The sequence below is a fragment of the Salinibacterium sp. VpJ6 genome, from assembly GCF_059767345.1.
In genome coordinates this window covers 235,353-253,268 of record NZ_JBSOQL010000002.1, presented here as the reverse complement: position 1 = coordinate 253,268, position 17,916 = coordinate 235,353, and the positions used below count along the sequence as shown (strand labels likewise).

At 63.9% G+C, this 17,916-nt stretch carries 18 protein-coding genes; 9 read left to right on the top strand and 9 right to left on the bottom strand.

Annotated features, from left to right (window positions below; genetic code table 11):
• The first annotated feature begins 120 nt into the window (after positions 1-120).
• On the top strand, positions 121-1,620 hold the full coding sequence (locus ACWTV1_RS10245; protein WP_498505237.1) for a DEAD/DEAH box helicase: 1,500 nt from the start codon (positions 121-123) through the stop codon (positions 1,618-1,620).
• Positions 1,621-1,769: 149 nt separating this feature from the next.
• On the opposite strand, the gene ACWTV1_RS10240 is transcribed toward ACWTV1_RS10245, so the two are convergent.
• The 3 genes from ACWTV1_RS10240 to ACWTV1_RS10230 are packed head-to-tail and all read right to left on the bottom strand — an operon-like array spanning position 1,770 to position 4,083.
• Entirely contained in the window at positions 1,770-2,723 is a 954-nt protein-coding gene (locus ACWTV1_RS10240; protein ID WP_498505236.1) for an L-lactate dehydrogenase, read from the bottom strand.
• A 46-nt stretch (positions 2,724-2,769) separates the two neighbouring features.
• Positions 2,770-3,285, bottom strand: coding sequence for a hypothetical protein (locus tag ACWTV1_RS10235; protein ID WP_498505235.1), 516 nt, complete (start codon positions 3,283-3,285; stop codon positions 2,770-2,772).
• Between the two features lie 60 nt (positions 3,286-3,345).
• Positions 3,346-4,083: an NAD(P)-dependent oxidoreductase gene (locus tag ACWTV1_RS10230; protein WP_498505234.1), complete on the bottom strand. Its 738-nt coding sequence runs from the start codon at positions 4,081-4,083 to the stop codon at positions 3,346-3,348.
• Between the two features lie 83 nt (positions 4,084-4,166).
• On the opposite strand from ACWTV1_RS10230, the gene ACWTV1_RS10225 reads away from it, so the two are divergent.
• Positions 4,167-4,871, top strand: coding sequence for a TetR/AcrR family transcriptional regulator C-terminal domain-containing protein (locus tag ACWTV1_RS10225; RefSeq protein ID WP_498505233.1), 705 nt, complete (start codon positions 4,167-4,169; stop codon positions 4,869-4,871).
• Here the strand turns inward: ACWTV1_RS10225 and ACWTV1_RS10220 are convergent.
• Both ACWTV1_RS10220 and ACWTV1_RS10215 read right to left on the bottom strand, forming a co-directional pair.
• The gene (locus ACWTV1_RS10220; RefSeq protein WP_498505232.1) at positions 4,868-6,040 is read right to left on the bottom strand and encodes a MalY/PatB family protein; all 1,173 of its coding nucleotides are present in this window, start codon (positions 6,038-6,040) and stop codon (positions 4,868-4,870) included. The two genes, ACWTV1_RS10225 and ACWTV1_RS10220, sit on opposite strands and share 4 nt — an antisense overlap.
• Positions 6,037-6,921, bottom strand: a complete 885-nt coding sequence (locus ACWTV1_RS10215) for a PHP domain-containing protein (protein ID WP_498505231.1) — start codon at positions 6,919-6,921, stop codon at positions 6,037-6,039. The genes ACWTV1_RS10220 and ACWTV1_RS10215 overlap by 4 nt, the downstream gene beginning before the upstream one ends.
• A gap of 33 nt (positions 6,922-6,954) precedes the next feature.
• Between ACWTV1_RS10215 and ACWTV1_RS10210 the strand changes: the two genes are divergently transcribed.
• Together ACWTV1_RS10210 and ACWTV1_RS10205 are read left to right on the top strand one after the other, a co-directional pair.
• On the top strand, positions 6,955-7,968 hold the full coding sequence (locus tag ACWTV1_RS10210) for an endonuclease/exonuclease/phosphatase family protein (RefSeq protein WP_498505230.1): 1,014 nt from the start codon (positions 6,955-6,957) through the stop codon (positions 7,966-7,968).
• 96 nt (positions 7,969-8,064) lie between these two features.
• Positions 8,065-9,543, top strand: coding sequence for an aminopeptidase P family protein (locus ACWTV1_RS10205; RefSeq protein WP_498505229.1), 1,479 nt, complete (start codon positions 8,065-8,067; stop codon positions 9,541-9,543).
• 13 nt (positions 9,544-9,556) lie between these two features.
• On the opposite strand, the gene ACWTV1_RS10200 is transcribed toward ACWTV1_RS10205, so the two are convergent.
• Complete coding sequence (locus ACWTV1_RS10200; RefSeq protein ID WP_498505228.1) at positions 9,557-10,189, bottom strand: YflT domain-containing protein; 633 nt, start codon at positions 10,187-10,189, stop codon at positions 9,557-9,559.
• A 36-nt stretch (positions 10,190-10,225) separates the two neighbouring features.
• Between ACWTV1_RS10200 and ACWTV1_RS10195 the strand changes: the two genes are divergently transcribed.
• Genes ACWTV1_RS10195 through ACWTV1_RS10185 form a run of 3 tightly spaced genes read left to right on the top strand, consistent with a single transcriptional unit; the run spans position 10,226 to position 13,194 of the window.
• Entirely contained in the window at positions 10,226-11,557 is a 1,332-nt protein-coding gene (locus ACWTV1_RS10195; RefSeq protein ID WP_498505227.1) for a magnesium transporter MgtE N-terminal domain-containing protein, read from the top strand.
• Positions 11,544-12,083 carry a DUF1003 domain-containing protein gene (locus ACWTV1_RS10190; RefSeq protein WP_100389760.1) on the top strand — a complete coding sequence of 180 codons (540 nt, stop codon included), beginning with the start codon at positions 11,544-11,546 and terminating at the stop codon, positions 12,081-12,083. Before ACWTV1_RS10195 ends, ACWTV1_RS10190 begins: the two co-directional genes overlap by 14 nt.
• Complete coding sequence (locus ACWTV1_RS10185) at positions 12,073-13,194, top strand: P-loop NTPase (protein WP_498505226.1); 1,122 nt, start codon at positions 12,073-12,075, stop codon at positions 13,192-13,194. Before ACWTV1_RS10190 ends, ACWTV1_RS10185 begins: the two co-directional genes overlap by 11 nt.
• A gap of 104 nt (positions 13,195-13,298) precedes the next feature.
• Here ACWTV1_RS10185 and ACWTV1_RS10180 read toward each other — a convergent pair whose 3' ends face one another.
• Complete coding sequence (locus tag ACWTV1_RS10180) at positions 13,299-13,421, bottom strand: hypothetical protein (protein WP_268249141.1); 123 nt, start codon at positions 13,419-13,421, stop codon at positions 13,299-13,301.
• A 72-nt stretch (positions 13,422-13,493) separates the two neighbouring features.
• On the opposite strand from ACWTV1_RS10180, the gene ACWTV1_RS10175 reads away from it, so the two are divergent.
• Positions 13,494-14,408, top strand: coding sequence for a LysR family transcriptional regulator (locus ACWTV1_RS10175; RefSeq protein WP_498505225.1), 915 nt, complete (start codon positions 13,494-13,496; stop codon positions 14,406-14,408).
• 62 nt (positions 14,409-14,470) lie between these two features.
• The gene (locus tag ACWTV1_RS10170) at positions 14,471-14,908 is read left to right on the top strand and encodes a GNAT family N-acetyltransferase (RefSeq protein ID WP_498505224.1); all 438 of its coding nucleotides are present in this window, start codon (positions 14,471-14,473) and stop codon (positions 14,906-14,908) included.
• Between the two features lie 68 nt (positions 14,909-14,976).
• Here the strand turns inward: ACWTV1_RS10170 and ACWTV1_RS10165 are convergent, their stop codons facing one another.
• Together ACWTV1_RS10165 and ACWTV1_RS10160 are read right to left on the bottom strand one after the other, a co-directional pair.
• On the bottom strand, positions 14,977-16,467 hold the full coding sequence (locus ACWTV1_RS10165) for a pyridoxal phosphate-dependent decarboxylase family protein (RefSeq protein WP_498505223.1): 1,491 nt from the start codon (positions 16,465-16,467) through the stop codon (positions 14,977-14,979).
• Complete coding sequence (locus tag ACWTV1_RS10160; protein ID WP_498505222.1) at positions 16,464-17,894, bottom strand: MFS transporter; 1,431 nt, start codon at positions 17,892-17,894, stop codon at positions 16,464-16,466. The genes ACWTV1_RS10165 and ACWTV1_RS10160 overlap by 4 nt, the downstream gene beginning before the upstream one ends.
• Between the last annotated feature and the right edge of the window lie 22 nt (positions 17,895-17,916).

Genomic DNA, 17,916 nt, shown 5'->3' with positions numbered 1-17,916 from the left:
GCCTCAATTCACGGCCTCAGCCCAGCGCAACCCGCTAAACTGCGGGCATCCCCCCGACTCAGGAGGGGGTCCGGCGCCCCAGGTCAAAAAGGGCGCATCGCACCTAGACGGGCTTCATACGTGACTTTCTCAGAACTCAATATCGATCAGGACATGGTCGATGCACTTGCAACCAAGGGCATCCTCGAACCGTTCCCGATCCAAACCCAAACAATCCCTATGGGCCTCGCAGGCCAGGACATCATCGGCCAGGCCAAGACAGGTACCGGTAAGACGCTCGGCTTCGGGCTCCCCGTACTGCAGTCGCTCGGCACCGATCCTGAGCCCGGCGTGAAGGCCCTCATCGTGGTACCGACCCGCGAGCTGTGTGTTCAGGTAGCTGAAGACCTCGTGCTCGCAGCATCCAACCGCTCCACCAAGATCGCCGCTATTTACGGTGGCAAGGCGTACGAGGGTCAGGTCGAACAGATCAAGGCCGGCGCTCAAGTAATCGTCGGTACGCCGGGTCGTTTGCTCGACCTCGCCAGCCAGCGCATGCTCTCGCTCAAGGACATCAAGGTGATGGTTCTGGATGAGGCTGACAAGATGCTCGACCTCGGCTTCCTTGCCGACATCGAGAAGCTGTTCGCGCAGACGCCTCCTACTCGTCACACGATGTTGTTCTCGGCAACGATGCCCGGCCCGATCGTGGCTCTCGCTCGTCGCTTCATGAACAAGCCGATCCACATCCGCGCCACCGACCCCGACGAGGGCCTGACGCAGAAGAACATCAAGCACGTCGTGTACCGCGCTCACAACCTCGACAAAGACGAGGTCATCGCCCGCATCCTGCAGTCTGAGGGTCGCGGCAAGACCGTCATCTTCACACGCACCAAGCGAGCTGCCGCCAAGCTCGTTGAAGAGCTGAACGACCGTGGCTTCAACGCCGCCGCCGTGCACGGTGACCTCAACCAAGAGCAGCGCGAGCGCGCCATGGCCGCGTTCAAGGCGGGTAAGAAAGACATTCTCATCGCGACGGATGTTGCGGCACGAGGCATCGACGTCAACGACGTCACGCACGTGATCAACCACACCATTCCGGATGACCACGACACCTACCTGCACCGTGCTGGCCGTACCGGCCGCGCCGGCAAGACCGGTGTTGCTGTCACGTTCGTGGACTGGGCAGACATGCTCAAGTGGACGCACATCAACAAGGCGCTCGAAATGGGCATCCCCGAGCCCGTCGAAACTTACTCGTCGAGCCCGCACCTCTTCACCGACCTCGACATTCCTGAGGGAACCAAGGGCCGCCTGCCCGGATCGCACGCTCCGGCAGTGCGCGCTAGCGGTGCCGCTTCGGGTTCCGGATCGGGATCGGGCGGCGCTCGTGGATCGCAGCGTGGTGGCGACTCCTCGCGTCCGCCCCGCAACCGCACCCGTTCAGGGTCAGGTTCGGCATCCGGTTCAGGGTCGCGCTCAAGCGATGGCGGATCGGTAGCAAGCGCTCGCGCCGCTGACGACAACACGCGCCCCGAAGGTGGCGGAACGCACGACGGCGGAGCACCCGCTCGTCGCAAGCGCACTCGTCGTCGTCGCGGCGGCAGCGAGGGTGCACCGAGCACGCCTCCCACTGCCTAAGCAGCAGCACACTTCACACGAAAGCCCCGCACACTGTGCGGGGCTTTCGTAGTTAAGGCGGAGGCGCGCTCGGACAAGCGGTGGTTCGAACCGGCGCGGCCGGAGAAACGGTTACCGCTGCGCCAGGGCCAGAGGGCTCGTGCGGTGGGCTAAGAACGCAGCGAATCTGCCGCAGTGCGCAGGGCGGTCGCGGATTCGGTCAGCAGTCGCAGTTCTTTCTCGCTGAACGTTGTCTCCTTGATGGGAGTCGCCCCCGAAGCGCTCACGATGCACGGCACGGAAAGCGCGACGCCGTCGATCCCGTGAAAGTCGGAGAGCACGGGCGCTACGGGCATGATGGAGTGCTTGTCACCGAGAATCGCTTCCACAATGTGGGCGGTCGAGAGACCGATCGCGTAGTTCGTCGCACCCTTGCCCTCGATCACCTTGTAGGCGGCGTCGCGCACGCTGATGGCGATCTCGTCGAGCTCTGCCTCGGTCATACGTGGATGCCCGTCGCGCTGCCATTCGAGCAGCGGTACACCGCCGATGGTCGCGCGCGACCACAGCGGGAACTCGGAGTCGCCGTGCTCGCCGATGATCGAAGCGTGGACGCTCGAGGGCGAGACCCCGGCGCGCTCGGCCAGCTTCCACCGCAGTCGGGAGGTATCAAGAACGGTGCCCGAGGCGAAGAGGCGCTCGGGCGGCAGACCGGACTGCTCCTGCGCGAGCGCCGTGAGCACATCGCACGGGTTCGTGACGATGATGTAGATGGCGTTCGGCGCGACCTCCATAAACTGCGGGATGAGCGAACCGAGCATCCGAGCGTTGACATCAGCGAGTTCAAGCCGCGTCTGGCCCGGGTTTTGTTTGGCGCCCGCCGTGATCACGACAACGTGCGATCCCGCCGCAACGGAGATGTCGCTGCCGCCGATGATCTGGCTCGACCCCGTGAACTGCGTACCGTGGGCGAGGTCGAGCACCTCGGCATCCACCTTCTTGGTCGCGATGTCGTACAGCGCGATTCGGCGGGCGGAGCCGCGAATCAGGGCAGCATAGGCGGCACTGGCGCCGACACTGCCGGCACCCACGATGGTCAGTTTGGAGTTCTCGACAACGCTCATGCGATTAGTGTGCCACGAGTGCCGCGAGAGAGTCGCAGGGTTGCACTCACGACTTTAGGTAATAGCTGACCACACCGAGGAGAGGAACCATACCCGCCGCGAGAGCGTACAAGCCGGCGACGATTCGTAGCTGCCGCACGCGTCTCGTCATGTCCCCCACCGGGTCATAATCACGGTCAAGCACCGTGCGGATCGCTCCTGTGCTTCCGGCACTGTCCGAAGAAAGCGGTGATTCCACTCCGGATTCCTCAGCGTACGCCCCACTGCTCTCACTCGTCCGAGACAGTGGCGTGTACAAAGTGAGATTGCTTGCCTCTAGCAGCGCCGACGCCGCTGCGCGGCGCGACAACCTTGCAGCCTTCACAAACGACAGTGCGGCTGTGCTCAACAACACGAAGGGCCAGTACCCCGCAAGCAAGACAACGTTCCAAACCCCTGGTGATCGCAGGAGCAAAAAGATGGTCGCGTAGAACTGAAATACGAAAAAGAACACGACGATCGGAATGATCGCTACGACGACCATGGTGGGCGTCGAAAGCGGAGATGTCCGGGCGGTCCTCATTTACTGATAGTGACAGATAATCACTCCTCCCACATGCAATTTTTTCGAACGAGAGCTCGGCTAGGCCCGCGCGGACGAAGCATGCGCGGCCGCGGACTCGCTGCGGCATCCGACGATCGCGGGTGCTTGATGAATGAGAGCGTCGTTCGTGATCGCCTCCACCATGAAGAGGGCGAAGTCGGTACGCCGGGTGAGATTGCTCTCGAGAATGGGCGAGCCGACCGCCGAGCTCCAGACGGGCAGCCCTTCGCTTTCGCCCTCTTCGAGGTCGCTGCCGCGAACGAGAGTCCAGCGAGTATCGCTTGCAAAAATGTGCTCGGCAGCGCGGGTTTGGTCGGCAATGTCGACGGCGCGTACGGCTTTGGCGAGCCAGGATGCGACTGCCACCGTCGCGAGAAAGCGTCGCGAATAGTGGTCAGCCGCGCTCGCCCGCACGTGCCAGCCGCACGAGAAAATCAGGCGGGCCCCGGTCGGAGCGAAGTCCATCACGGCTTGCGCAGTGCGCGAAGAGTATTCGCGCACACCCCACGGCGCGAGAACCGTCAGCACCGCAGCGCAGCCAGCGACGGCCCGCTCGATGACGGTGCGATCGGAGGTGTCGCCCGGGATAACCGTGATGCGGTCCCCGAAATGTTCGAGCTTCGCCACGCTCTGCGGTCGGCATACTCCCACCACTTCGTAGCCACGCTCGAGGGCGTGGGCTGCTAAATACTGGCCGAGCTTGCCGGAGATGCCGACGATGCAGACGCGCTGGCGGGACGGCTCGACGGCGGAACTACTCGTTTCAGGGGCAATCATGGTTTCCTCTCTCATAAACCTTACGCCGTAAGATTACCTTACGCAGTAAGATAGTCAATACCCCCACGAGAAGGAGAACCCGAGTGGCAGAGCACAGCCGAGCGCGCAGTACGACAAAGCGCGCGCCGATCACCCGCGAAACCGTACTCGCCGCGGCGCTCGAGCTCGCCGATGCAGAAGGCGCTACCGCGCTCACGATGCGTAAACTCGCCGATCGCCTCGGGGTAGAAGCAATGTCGATTTACTACCACGTGCCCAATAAAGAGGCGATCCTCACGGGCCTTGTCGACCTCGTCTTCGCTGAAATTGAACTCCCGACGGCCGAACACGGCTGGCGACCGGCCATGCGCGATCGCGCTGTCTCCACTCGCACTGTGCTCGTGCGCCACCGCTGGGCGATCGGCCTCATGGACTCACGCCGAGACCCGGGGCTCGCAACGCTCCGACACCACGACGCCGTCATCGGCGCCTTCCGGGCCGGCGGTTTCTCGATCGCCGGCGCCGCCCATGCTTTCTCGGCGCTCGACAGCTACATCTATGGCTTCGTCCTGCAAGAACTCAGCCTGCCCTTCGAATCGTCCGAAGAACTCACCGAAGTCGCCGAGGGAATCGTTACGGAGATGCCGGCCGGCGAGTTCCCCCACCTCACTGAAATGGCGGTCGGCCACGCATTGCTGCCCGGCTATAGCTATGCCAACGAATTCGAGATCGGTCTCGATCTCATCCTCGACTCTCTCGAACAGCGACTGCCGCTCCCCGGCTGGGGCGAGGCGGTCGCTACCCGCTAGGCAGTCATCGCCGCAGCAAGCTGCGCGATGATGCGTTCGAGAATGGGGCGCGAGGTCGCCAGGTTTACGCGAATGTGGCCGGCACCAACCGCGCCGTAACCCACGCCACCATTAACCCGGATGCCCGCCTTCTCTGCCAGCATCTCGGAAAGTTCTGGCTCGTCGGAGTAGGCACGCAAGTCAAGCCACGCCAAGTAGGTGCCCTGCATAGGAGCCAGGCGGGCCTTGGGCAGGTGCTCGGCGAGCGCTGCCCGCGCGAACTCGATGTTGCCCTCGATGTACTCGCGCACTTCGAGCAGCCACGGCTCACCGCGAAGGTACGCGGCCGTGTTGAGCTTCATGCCTGGCGTGCTGGCGCCGTGCGTGGCAAGCCAGCTCAGCGACTCCCACTGTGCGCGGTCGGCGTCGTTGCTGAGGATGATCTGCGCACACTTGAGCCCGGGCAGATTGAAAGCCTTTGACGTACTGGTGGCGGTGATCGCGGCACGCGCACCGGCATCCGAGACACTCGCCAGAGGCACGTGCTTGTTGCCAAAGAGGGCGAGGGGCGAGTGAATCTCGTCGCTGAAAATGCGCGCACCGTGAGCGTCAGCCACGTCAGCGAGCGCCACGAGTTCATTACGCGAGTAGACCTTGCCCGTGGGGTTACCGGGGTTGGCGAGAATCAGCAGGTTGGCGCCGTCAGCGAAGTGGCGGGCAATGTCGTCGAGGTCGAGCGCGAAGCTGCCATCATCGCCACGCAGCATCGGCGACTCGATGACCTCACGGCCGAAGTCCTTCGGCACAGCCAAGAAGGGCATGTACGCCGGAGTCGGCACGATGACCGCAGCGCCAGGCTTGCTGAACTTGGTGATCGCCAGTTCGAGACCCTTGAGCACGTCGGGCAGCGGGTGCACGTCGGCGGCGTCCAGCTCCCAGCCGTACTGCTCACGGTGCCACTTCGCCGTTGCCGCGTTCATTTCGAGCGCGACCGACTCGTCGGGGTAGCCGAAGCCGAAGCGCTCAGCAATCGCGGCCCACTCCTCGAGCACGGCGGGCGCGGTGCCATAATCCATTTCGGCAACGCCGGCACACAGCAGTTCGCCTTCGGGCGCGGTCCACTTGTTGCTTCCCCGGCTGCGAAGCAGTTCGGGAGTCAGGGCGTTCCACTGTTCGGCGTTTGTAGTCATGAGGTCTCCTCCTGGGCGGGGTTAGCGCCTGCAATAAAAGGTAGTGATCCGGTGGCGCGCGCGATGAGCTTCTCGAGCACATCGGGAGCCGTAGTGTTTTCGGCGAGCCGGTTGGGCTTTCCTTCACCGTGATAGTCGCTTGAGCCAGTGATCTCGAGCCCGAACTTCTTGACGACCGTCATCAGCCAGGCTTTGCCCTCGTCGGTGTTGTCACGGTGGTGAACCTCAAGCCCGAAAAGGCCGTGGTCCACGAGCTCACGGATCACCGCGTCATCCATCGACCGATATTTTCCGTGAGCGGCCGGATGCGCGAGCACGGGCACTCCCCCGGCAGCGACGATCATCTTCACGCCTTCGAGCGGACTCGGAGCGTAGTACTTCTCGTAGTACCCACCCTGCCAGTGCAGGATGCTCTCGAACGCGGCGCTGCGATTGGCGACGTGTCCCTTGCGCACGAGCGCGTCGGCGATGTGCGGGCGACCGAGAGTCGTGCCGTCTGACGATTCGGCGAGCACGTCATCCCACGTCAGGTCGTAGTCGAGGGCAATCTTCTCAACGATGCGTTCAGCCCGCCGCAGACGGCCATCGCGGATGCGCGCCGTCTCGGTGACGATCGTGCGGTCGAGCGGGTCGAAGAGGTACGCAAGCACGTGAACGCTCGCGGGGCCAAAGTTGGTGCTCAGTTCCATGCCCGGAATGACATTGATGCCAGCTACGGATGCCGCAGAAATGGCCTCCTGCCAGCCAGCGGTGGAGTCGTGGTCGGTGAGCGCTACCGTCGCGAGCCCCGCCCGAGCAGCGGAACGAATCAGCTGAGTGGGGGTTTCGGTACCGTCAGACACGGCACTGTGAGTGTGCAGGTCGATCGGGGTGTTGAGCATTATGCAAGCCTATTGCTCTAGGCTCAGGTCGCTATGATTCAACGCTTTCTCGCGGCGATCTTTATACTCGCCACCGCTGCCGCCCTTATTGTCGCGGCGTGGCCTCAACTGTTCTCTCTCGAACAGACGGTGGGCATTGCCCAGGTGGTCTCGCTGCGCGGGTTGAGTGCCGCCGCAGCCTTCGTTGCCGTGTTGGCGTTGACGCTCATTGCTCTCTTATCGGCACGGATGCACCGCTTTGCGGCATCCCTCGCGGTGATCGGTCTCGCGTTCAGTACGCTCTCTCTCGTGGTGCTGTCGACGCGTGGTTTCGGTAGCCCCGGTTTCGAGACGAAAGCCGACGGCGATGTGACGGTGCTGTCGTGGAACACCCTCGGTGATGCTCCCGGAGCTTCCGCGGTCGCTGATCTCGCACTGGAGAACGACGCCGATATTGTCACGCTGCCCGAAACAACTCGCGAGATGGGCTTCGAAGTGGCGCAGTTGATGGCCGCCGCCGACCACCCCATGTGGGTGCACACGCTCGCCTACGATCAGGTCTCCAAGTCGCGTTCAACGACCGTCTTGATCAGTGTCGACCTCGGCGAATACGACGTCGATGTGCAGACACGCACAACCTCCACTCTGCCCAGCCTCGTCGCGACCCCTCAAGACCCCTCGATGCCCACGATCGTCGCCGTGCACGCGGTCGCTCCCGTGCGCGGCGAGATGACAAACTGGCGAACCGACCTCGACTGGCTTGCCGAACAGTGCCGCGGCACCAACGTCATCCTCGCCGGCGACTTCAACTCAACCCTCGATCACTACGCATCGCTTACCGACGGCGCTGACTTTGCTCTCGGTAGTTGCACGGATGCCGCCTCGGTCACCGACAACGCCGCAATCGGTACCTGGCCGACCCAGTTGCCCTCGCTGCTGGGCGCCCCGATCGACCACGTCATGAGCACGAGCGAGTGGACGACCACGGGGATGCGCGTCATCGAGTCTCACGATGGTTTCGGCAGCGACCACCGACCGGTGCTCGCCATGCTCTCCCCTGCACAGTAAGCATCCAGCCTCGCGCCCCGCATCCGCAGCATTCTGCGAACAGTGAGGGTCCCTCTCGATAGTGCGTTTTACCGCGCGAAGGGAGACACTAGAGGTATGGCAGATTCTTCGGCACCCAGCCCCCGCGCGACCTCTAACCGTTCCACGACGCCCCAGTCTTCGGGCTTCTCTGATTACATCTCTACGGGATGGGCTGAGCGGGTTGACGCTGAGGTTGTTCCCCGCGAGCAGGCCGCCTTCGCTGCTGCCCGCCGCGAGCGCCTCTCGCAGCTTCACCACGGCCAGCGACTAATCATTCCGGCTGGCTCAGCCAAGGTGCGCTCAAACGACACCGACTACCCGTTCCGCGCGCACTCCACGTTCGCGCACGTGACCGGGTGGGGTTCGGATGTTGTTGCCGGCAGCGTTCTCGTAATGGAGCCCACGGCTGATGGCCACGACGCCACCCTGTACTTCCGTCCGGCTGCTGGCCGCGACACGAGCGAGTTCTACGCGAACCCGGATGTCGGAGAGTTCTGGACCGGCCCGCGCCCGTCGCTCGCCAACGTCGCCACCGATCTCGGTGTTGCGACTCTGCCGCTGGCCGAGTTCGACGCTGTGCTCGACCGCGTTGATGCCACCACGCTGATCGTGCGCGACGCCGACCGCGATGTCACCGACCAGGTCGATGGCCGCCGCTTGCTTGCCGCTGACTCCGAAGCTCTCGAGCACGATGGCGACGACGAGCTCAGCCGCGACCTGAGCGAGCTGCGTCTCGTCAAGGACTCCTACGAGGTCACCGAGATGCGTGCTGCCGTTGACGCCACCCAGATGGGCTTCAACGATGTTGTCTCCGATCTGCCCAACATCATCGAGCACAGCCGCGGTGAGCGCCTCGTGGAGGGCACGTTCAACCGTCGTGCTCGCGCCGAGGGAAACACTGTCGGCTACGACACGATCGCTGCCTCCGGCCCGCACGCGTGCGTGCTGCACTGGACTCGCAACGACGGTCCCGTGAAGCCGGGCGACCTCATCCTCATCGATGCTGGCATTGAGCTCGACAGCTACTACACCGCCGACATCACCCGCACCCTGCCCATTAGTGGCACGTTCACCGAGGTGCAGCGTCGCGTCTACGACGCCGTGCTCGAAGCGGCGGATGCTGCCTTTGCCATCGTGCGCCCCGGAATCAAGTTCCGCGACATCCACGCTGAAGCAATGCGCGTCATCGCCGAGAAGACCGCCGAGTGGGGCCTGCTGCCCGTGTCAGCCGAAGAGTCATTGGAGGCGGACAAGCAGTTCCACCGCCGCTACATGGTGCACGGCACCAGCCACCACCTGGGCATCGACGTTCACGACTGCGCCGCCGCCCGCCGCGACATGTACCTCGACGGAATTCTCGAGCCCGGCATGGTCTTCACGATCGAGCCCGGCCTGTACTTCCAGCCCGACGACATCACCGTGCCCGAGGAATACCGCGGCATTGGGGTGCGCATCGAAGACGACATCCTTGTCACCGAAGACGGCGCTGAGAACCTGTCGGTCAACATCCCGCGCACGGCGGATGCCGTAGAAGCGTGGATCGCCCGCTCCTAGTTGTGGAGGCGCGTTAGGCCTTAGGCGCTTCGCCGCCCTCGACCGGCGCTTCCGGTACTTCCGGTGCGTCGGGCGTGGGTGTCGAGGTTGGCTCTGCGGCGGGAGGTCCCGCCAGCGTCGGCACGTGCGGGGCAGCGTGCACTCCGGGCATCCCGGCGGCTGATGTTCCGAGAACAGAGTGAGCCTTGGCCGTGAGGTTGGGCGAGATGATCACGTCGTAGCGCTCGGCCAGCAATTGCGAAGTTGCAGCGTAGTCGCGGCGTTTGCGCATGATCGAGTAGTTCACGACACCGAAGATCATGCCGATTCCGGCGCCGGCCACGATCGCCGAGAAGAAGATCGCTACCTGCTGCGTGGTGATCGGAGCAATGATCGTGGAGATCAGGCCGAAGAAGAGTCCGAGCCAGGCACCGGTGCTCGCGCCGGCGAGAGCGGCACGGCCGTAGCTCAATCGTGCGGTCACCATTTCGACTGTTGTGAGGTTGCGACCGACGATCGCGATGCCTTTGACATCGAACTCGGCCTTCGCCAACTTGTTGATGGCGTCTTGGGCATCGGTGTAGCTCTCGAAGCTTGCGAGCACGTCACCACGCGGCACACTCGACTGCAGAGGGGCACGGCGGGAGAATCCACTGAAATTACTCATCAGTTCATTGTCCCATGCAGGGGTAGGGTTTTAGTTGTGAGCACCTCAAGAGTATTCGTCGCCCGATTGGTGGGCTGCTCTGTCTTCGACCCCAATGGCGACCGCGTAGGTAAAGTGCGCGATGTGCTCGTCGTTGAGCGGGCCGACGCCAGCCCTCGTGTTGTCGGAATGATCGCTGAAGTCCCCGGTAAGCGGCATGTATTCCTGTCGATTGGTCGAGTCACGAGCATCGGCTCCGGGCAGATCATCACGACGGGTGTACTCAACCTGCGCCGCTTCGAGCAGCGCGGTGGAGAGATCCGCGTGATGGCCGAGCTTCTGGGTCGTCGCGTCGATATGCGTGACGGTTCGGGCGAAGCTCAAATCGAAGACGTTTCGATTGAAGAAGTTGACCTCGGCGAGTGGGAGATCAGCCAGCTGTTCGTGCGTCGTCCCAAGGCCACGGGAGCGCCACTCTTCGCCAAGGGCCCTACCGATTTCGCCAGCTGGGATGAGATCAAGCACAACCAGCACAAGGGTGAAGCGCAATCGGCAACTCAACTTGTCGCCAGCTTCTCCGATCTGCTCCCTGCCGACCTCGCCAACGCGATGCTCGAACTTCCCGAACAGCGCATGATGGAGGTCGCCGGCGAGCTCTCTGACGACCGCCTGGCCGACGTTCTCGAAGAGATGCCGGAGAACGAGCAAGTTGCGCTGCTCAACAAGCTCGACGATGACCGGGCCGCTGACGTGCTCGACGAGATGCAGCCGGATGACGCGGCCGACCTCATCGCCCACCTCTCCGACGAGCGCGGTGAGACACTGCTCGACCTCATGGAGCCCGAAGAGGCCGAAGACGTGCGCTTCTTGCTCAGCTACGCCCCCGACACCGCGGGTGGACTCATGACCACCGAGCCGATCATTGTGTCGGCCGACGCCACCGTCGCTGAGGGGCTCGCCCTCATCCGTCGCCACGACCTCGCGCCTGCACTGGGTGCCGCAATCTGTGTGACGTTGCCGCCGTATGAACCGCCGACCGGGCGACTGCTCGGCATGGTTCACTTCCAACGGATGCTGCGCTACCCGCCCAACGAACGTCTCGGCGCCCTGATCGATCAGTCGCTTGAGCCGGTACGCTCGTCCACGACGGCAGCCGAAGTCTCGCGCATTCTGGCGAGTTACGACCTCGTTTCAGTACCGGTTGTTGATGACAACCATCGATTGCTCGGGGTGGTGACCATTGACGACGTGCTCGACCATCTTCTTCCCGACGACTGGCGAAGCACCACAGATGAATCGGCCAGCTTTGACGACACATCCACTAGACCGCTGACTATCGTTCAGCAGCAAGACATTCGCGCAGGGAGGTCAGCACGTGGCATTCGCTAAACGACGCACTCCACGGTCTCAGCGCAATGAGGCACGCCTCGACAGCCCGAAGGGGCTGCGTACAGGTTTCGGCATGTTCGAGAGCCGCGACCGCATGGGCCGCTACTCCGAAGCTTTCGCCCGCGGCATGGGAACCCCCTGGTTTCTCGTCGGGCTCTCCGCTTTCGTGGGTGTCTGGCTGATTTACAACACGAGCGCTCCCTTCGACGCGCAGTTCGACCCGCGCGCCACCAACTTCACTCTGCTGACGCTCATCCTCTCGCTGCAGGCCTCCTATGCGGCCCCGATGATCCTGCTGGCGCAGAACCGTCAGGATGACCGCGACCGCGTACAGATCGAGCAAGATCGTCAGCGTGCCGAGCGCAACCTCAACGACACCGAGTACTTGGCGCGCGAAGTCGTTGCGCTTCGCCTCGCGATGACCGACCTGGCGAGCAAAGACTTCATTCGTTCCGAACTGCGGTCGCTGCTCGAAGAACTCGAGAAAGACGACGAGACCAAAGACGCGGAGAAGCGTGAACGCTGAGCTCGAAGCCGCGGTTCTCACCTCCCTCGCCTCGGTGATCGACCCCGAGATTCGTCGTCCCGTCACAGAGCTGGACATGATCTCTGGGGTTACCGTTGACGACGCGGGTGCGGCATCCGTGGGCTTGAACTTGACGATTGTCGGATGCCCGGCGGCGACCTCCATCGAACGTGATGTGCGTGAGGCTACCGAGCGTGTGGCCGGCATCACGGCGGTGACCGTTGACGTATCGGTGATGACGCGCGCGCAACGCGAGGCGCTCACCGAGAAGCTGCGCAAGGGCAAGCCGAAGACGATGCAGTTCGGGCCCGATTCGCTCACCCAGATTGTGGCCGTAACGAGCGGCAAGGGCGGGGTCGGCAAATCGACCCTCACCGCAAACTTGGCTGTTTCGCTCGCCCAGAGCGGGCTGCGCGTCGGAGTGATTGACGCCGATGTGTTCGGTTTCTCCATTCCCGGCCTGCTGGGGCTGCACGGCGCGAAGCCGACGCAGGTGGGTGAAATGATTCTGCCGCCGGTTGCCTACGACGTGAAAGTCATTTCGATCGGCATGTTCGTCGAAGACAACACGGCGGTCTCCTGGCGCGGGCCCATGCTGCACCGCACGATTCAGCAGTTCTTGACCGACGTTTTCTTCGGCGACCTCGATGTGCTGCTGCTTGACCTTCCGCCGGGCACCGGCGATGTCGCAATCTCGCTCGGCCAGCTGCTGCCGCACTCCGATGTGGTGGTCGTCACGACCCCGCAGTCTGCTGCCGCTGACGTCGCTGAGCGTAGCGGTCTTGTTGCGCGCCAAACCGGTCAGCGCGTGATCGGCGTCATCGAAAACATGGCGGGTCTCCCCCAGCCTGACGGCAGCGTGCTCGAACTCTTTGGTTCCGGTGGTGGGGCGGATGCCGCAGTCAAGCTCTCCACGCCAGACGAGCCCGTCTCGGTGCTGGCCTCAATTCCGCTCAGCATTGCTCTGCGCGAGGGCGGCGACGCCGGGGTTCCCGTCGTGATCGCGGCTCCTGCGGATCCTGCTGCGCAGGCCATCACGGCTCTTGCCGCAACTCTCCGTTCGCACAAGCGCAGCGTTGCCGGCCGCAAGCTCGGCCTCAGCCCGCGCTAGACGCCGACCCACTTCGCCCGGAGCGCACGCTAGTTGCGCACCCGTTAACGCAAAAACACCACAGCAGAAATGCTGTGGTGTTGCGTAAACCGGCTGGCGGTTGGCTACGGCATGGTGTTGTAGCGACGGGTGGGGATGCGACGGTATCCGTCGGTTGCTACGGCGCGCAGGGTAGCGATGATGCCGAATGCGGACAGTGCCCCAATGATGATCAGTTCGAAGTTCATGTCTATATTCTGACCTTCGGCAACCTTTTAGAACAAGATGATCTTTCTTATCTAACCTTGTAGGCTAGCTACATGGAGATACGGCGCCTCGAACTGCTGCGCGAATTGGCTGACCGTGGCAGCATCACGGCTGTCGCCAAGGCCACGATGCGTACGCCATCCGCGGTTTCTCAGCAGCTCAAAATCTTGGAACGCGAAGCTGGCATTCCCCTCACCGAGCGGGTCGGCCGTGGCATCGTGTTGACCTCTGCTGGGCGCGCACTCGCCCAGACCGCGGCTGATGTCGCCACGGCAATTGAGAAGGCCGAAGCGCTCTGGAACGATTTTCGCGAGTCGCCCCGCGGTGAAGTCACGATGACCATCTTTCCCACGGGCGGCGAGATGTTGCTGCCCGGTCTTTTCCATTCGATCAATCGTCTCGCGGGCCTCAAGCTGCACTGCAACGACCAAGACTCCGTGCTTGAGGATGTTGCCAACCTCACCGCTGATTTCGACATTGTGGTCTCCGACTCTCCGCACGTGCTGCCTTCCTGGACCGAGCGCGGGCTCGCCGTCGTTCCTCTCATGCGCGAGTCGCTGGACGTCGCTTTGCCAGAGGATCATCCCCTTGGACGCAAAGCCGCCCTCACTCCGGCTGACCTCGTCGACGAGACGTGGATCGGGGTGCCGCCCGGGTTGCCGTTCGACCGCATCCTGCGCCGCATTGAAGCCGCCAACGGCGCCCCGGCCAACGTCGCCCAGCGCCTGACCGACAACAGCATCGTCGAAGCGGTGGTGGCGGCTGGCCACGGCATCGCCATCCTGCCGCGCTTCACGACGCGGGACCGCGAGAACGGCCTCATCACTCGCCCCCTCAAGGGCGTGCCCTCGTCGCGCCTTATCTCGGCGCTGCTGCGCCCCGACCGCGCCGAGCGCCCCTCGGTGCGCGCGGTCGTCAAAGCGCTCGTGGATGAAGCCCAGCGCTTCGAACGCGAACATACGGCGTAAGCCGAGCACACCGCGTAAGCGCAGCATCCGCTCGCCGCCTTCGACCGGCTTAGAATTCCGACGTGGACTTCTCCCTGCGCCCCAGCACCGACGCCGACCTCGACTGGTTGCTTGAGCTACGCGCGGTCGTGCTGCGCGACGATCTCGAACGTCATGGGCTGTTCGACCCCGTGCGCGTGCGCCAGTGGATGAGTAAGGCGTTCGTTGCCAGCAACACCCAGATCATCCGCGTAGACGGCGCGGATGCCGGCTCCATCACCGTGCGCCACGAACCCGATGCGCGCTGGATCGAGCACTTCTATTTACCCGCCCGCCTGCACGGTCACGGCATCGGCACGCGCGTGCTCGCCGACGCTCTCAGCCGACCGGATGCGCGCCCGTTCCGCCTCATGGTGCTGCAGGGCAGCCCCGCCATCAGCCTCTACGAACGCCACGGCTTCGTGCCCTACGACAGCGACGACCATGACGTGTGGATGACGCGGCCCGCCGTTCTCGGCTAGTCGCGCAGCGCCAAGCTAGATCAGCCGATTTCGACCGCCCAGCGCCGCTACTCCGCCATCAGCCTTCTCTAGGCTTCAGGCTCGATCAGGCGCGCGAGCAGTTCGATGAGCAAACGTTCCGTGAGCGGGGCCGGCATCGCGGCGATGAGAGCCAGCAGCGGAGCCATGCGCTCGGGGAGCCCCTCGGTGGCGGCACCGAGGCCCAGCGCACCCAGGAGGCCCGCAGCGGTCGCGGAATCGAGCGGAGCGGCATCCGGGCGCCCTAAGGCGGCAAGAGCCTCAGCGGGCAACGTAGCGAGCAGAGCCTCGGCCGAGATGGGAGCGACGCCGCGTACCTCGTCGGCTGCCGCGGTGAGTGCGGTGCTGAGCCCGTCGAGCACGTTGGCAGTTACCGGCGTGATGGTGAGGTGGGTGGTTGCCGGCAGCACGCTGCCATCGCTCTGAACGAGAGACGGCTGAAGCTGCAACAGGAAACCATGCTCGCGCACCTGGTCGGCCCAGTGATGCGCGTCGACGCGGCGCTCGGGAGCGACAGATTCATCCGTCGCGATTGCGAGCAGAGGGCCAACTGGGTTGCCGACAACGCGCAAGCCCTCGATGCCACCGATGACATCGCGCAGAGATTGCGTGGAGCGCGCACATGACTGCGAAAGTTCAGCGAGCCCGCTTGTTCCGAGCGCGTGGATGATCGCCCAGGCAGCAGCCAAAGGCCCCGCCGACTTCGAGCCCAGAATTGTCGGGTTCACAATCGGATAGCCCGGCCACTGCGTCGTCGCGAAATACTGCGTGCGCTGACGGTCGCGACCGCGCTGCAAGATTACCGAAGCGCCCTTGGGTGAGTAGCCGAACTTATGCAGGTCGGCGCTGATGCTCGTGACGCCCGGCACCTCGAAGTTCCACGGCTCGACGCCTTCCCAAAAGGGAAGCACCCAGCCACCGATGCAGGCATCAACGTGACAGGCGATTCCACGCTCGGCTGCCGCCGCCGCGACCTCTACGACAGGGTCCATCGCGGCGTGCGCATAGCTCGGAGCCGACACCACCACGAGAGCGACATCGTCGCCCATGCGTGCAATCAGGTCGCTCGCGGCGACGTCACCGCCTGGGCCGACCGGTACGAGATCCAGTTCGAGCCCGAAGTAGTGCGCGGCCTTCTGGAACGCCGCATGAACAGTCACGGGTGCCACGAGTCGCGGTGTGCCCGTGCGCGCCGACGAGCCAGAACCGCGCCACACGTCGCGCGCCGTTTTGACGGCAAGCAGGCAGCTTTCGGTGCCGCCGGTCGTGACGGTGCCGACGACATCCTCATCGCCGCCCAGCAGGTCGCGAGCAAAACCGAGCACTTCGCGTTCCATGACGGCAACCGACGTGAACGTCGTCGGGTCGAGCCCATTCACGGGTTGGACTGCGCGGATGGCGCTGGCAGCGAGCTCATCAAGTTCGGCAAGGCCGGAGTCGTAGACATACGAGAGCACGCGCCCACCGTGGGTGGGAGCATCCGCTTCGCGCAGTGCAGAAAGGCGTTCGAGAATATCGGCGGGCTGATGGTCGAACTTCATCGGGTCTCCTGATCGTTCGCAGTGGTGGTGGGGCCACTGGTGGGGTGCGGTGTGGTGGCGGGTGTAGCAGCAGAGTCGGCCTCGTCGCTGTCAGCCTCATCAATGTGGTGGCGACGCAGCGGGTAGCGCCTGAAGCACAGCAAGGAAAGACCGATGATCACGGCGGGCACGATGCTGAAGCTGATGATGATTCCGGCGATGGCCGAATCAGGCTGGGTCACCGTCTGGTTGGCCACCGATTCGAGATAGCCGGATGCCGCAAGCACGGTCGTGAGAACCGTGGCACCGAGAGCCATTCCGGTAGTTTCACCCGCGGTCCACACTCCACCGAAGGTGCCGGCCGAGGCAATCTTGTGGCGGCGCGAGTCGTGGGAGATCACGTCGGGCAGCATCGACATCGGCAGGGCTTGCATGCCGGCGTAGCCCGCTCCGGCGAGCGCGACGGGCGCATAGATCCAGACGCCGGGTGCCCACAGTTGCGGAACGATCAGCAACGCACCCACGCCGTAGCAGGCCGAGGCCCACACGAAGGCGCGCTCTTTGCCGATGCGGCGAGAGATCGCAGCCCATACGGGCGCAAAGAGCAGAGCGGGCCCAATGAGCGAGACGAACAAAATCGCAACCCCGGTGCCGAGCACCCACGTCGCCACATACTGTGCGCCCGCGAGCATGACGCCCGTCGCGAGCCCCTGCAGCAGGAAGGTCAACAACAGCGCCCGGAAGGGTTGGCTGCGCTTGAGCGCGGCAATACCGGCGCGGTAGGTCTGCGCAATCGACACGGCCGGGGCCACCGCGCTGATTCCTCGAGGCGCTGAGAACGAAGAGATCACGAGCGAGATGCCCATGAGGGCGGCCGCAGAGAGGGCCATCACGAGATAGCCGAGCCGTTCATCCGCAAAGGCATCACGAATCTCGGGGGCACCGGCACCGAACAGCAGAATGGCGACCGTGAGCACAACTACGCGAACGGCCAAGAGGCGCGTGCGTTCGTCGTAACTGCGGGTCAGTTCGGCGGGCAGCGCGATGTAAGGCACTTGAAACAGGCTGAACGCCGTCGCTGTGGCCACGAAGGCAATGAAGACCCAGATGCCTGACGCGAGCGGGCCGATACCGGCGGGCACCGCAAAGGTCACCACGAACAGAATCGGGAGAAGAATGGCGCCGAGCAACATCACCGGGCGTCGCGTGCCACGGTGCGCGAGGCTGCGGTCGCTGCGCGCGCCGATCACGGGGTCAATGATCACGTCCCACACCTTGGCGGCGGTCACCAGAATTCCGGCCGCGAGGGCGGCAATGCCCAGGGTGTCGGTGAGGTAATAGACGAGCACGAGACCCGGCAGGGCACCAAAGCCTCCCGTGCCAAGAGAACCAATGGCGTAGGTGGCGATCGTGGATCGGGTCAGAGCTCGCGGCGCTGCGGTCGTCATCTTTGTGAGCCTAGTGCTTTGC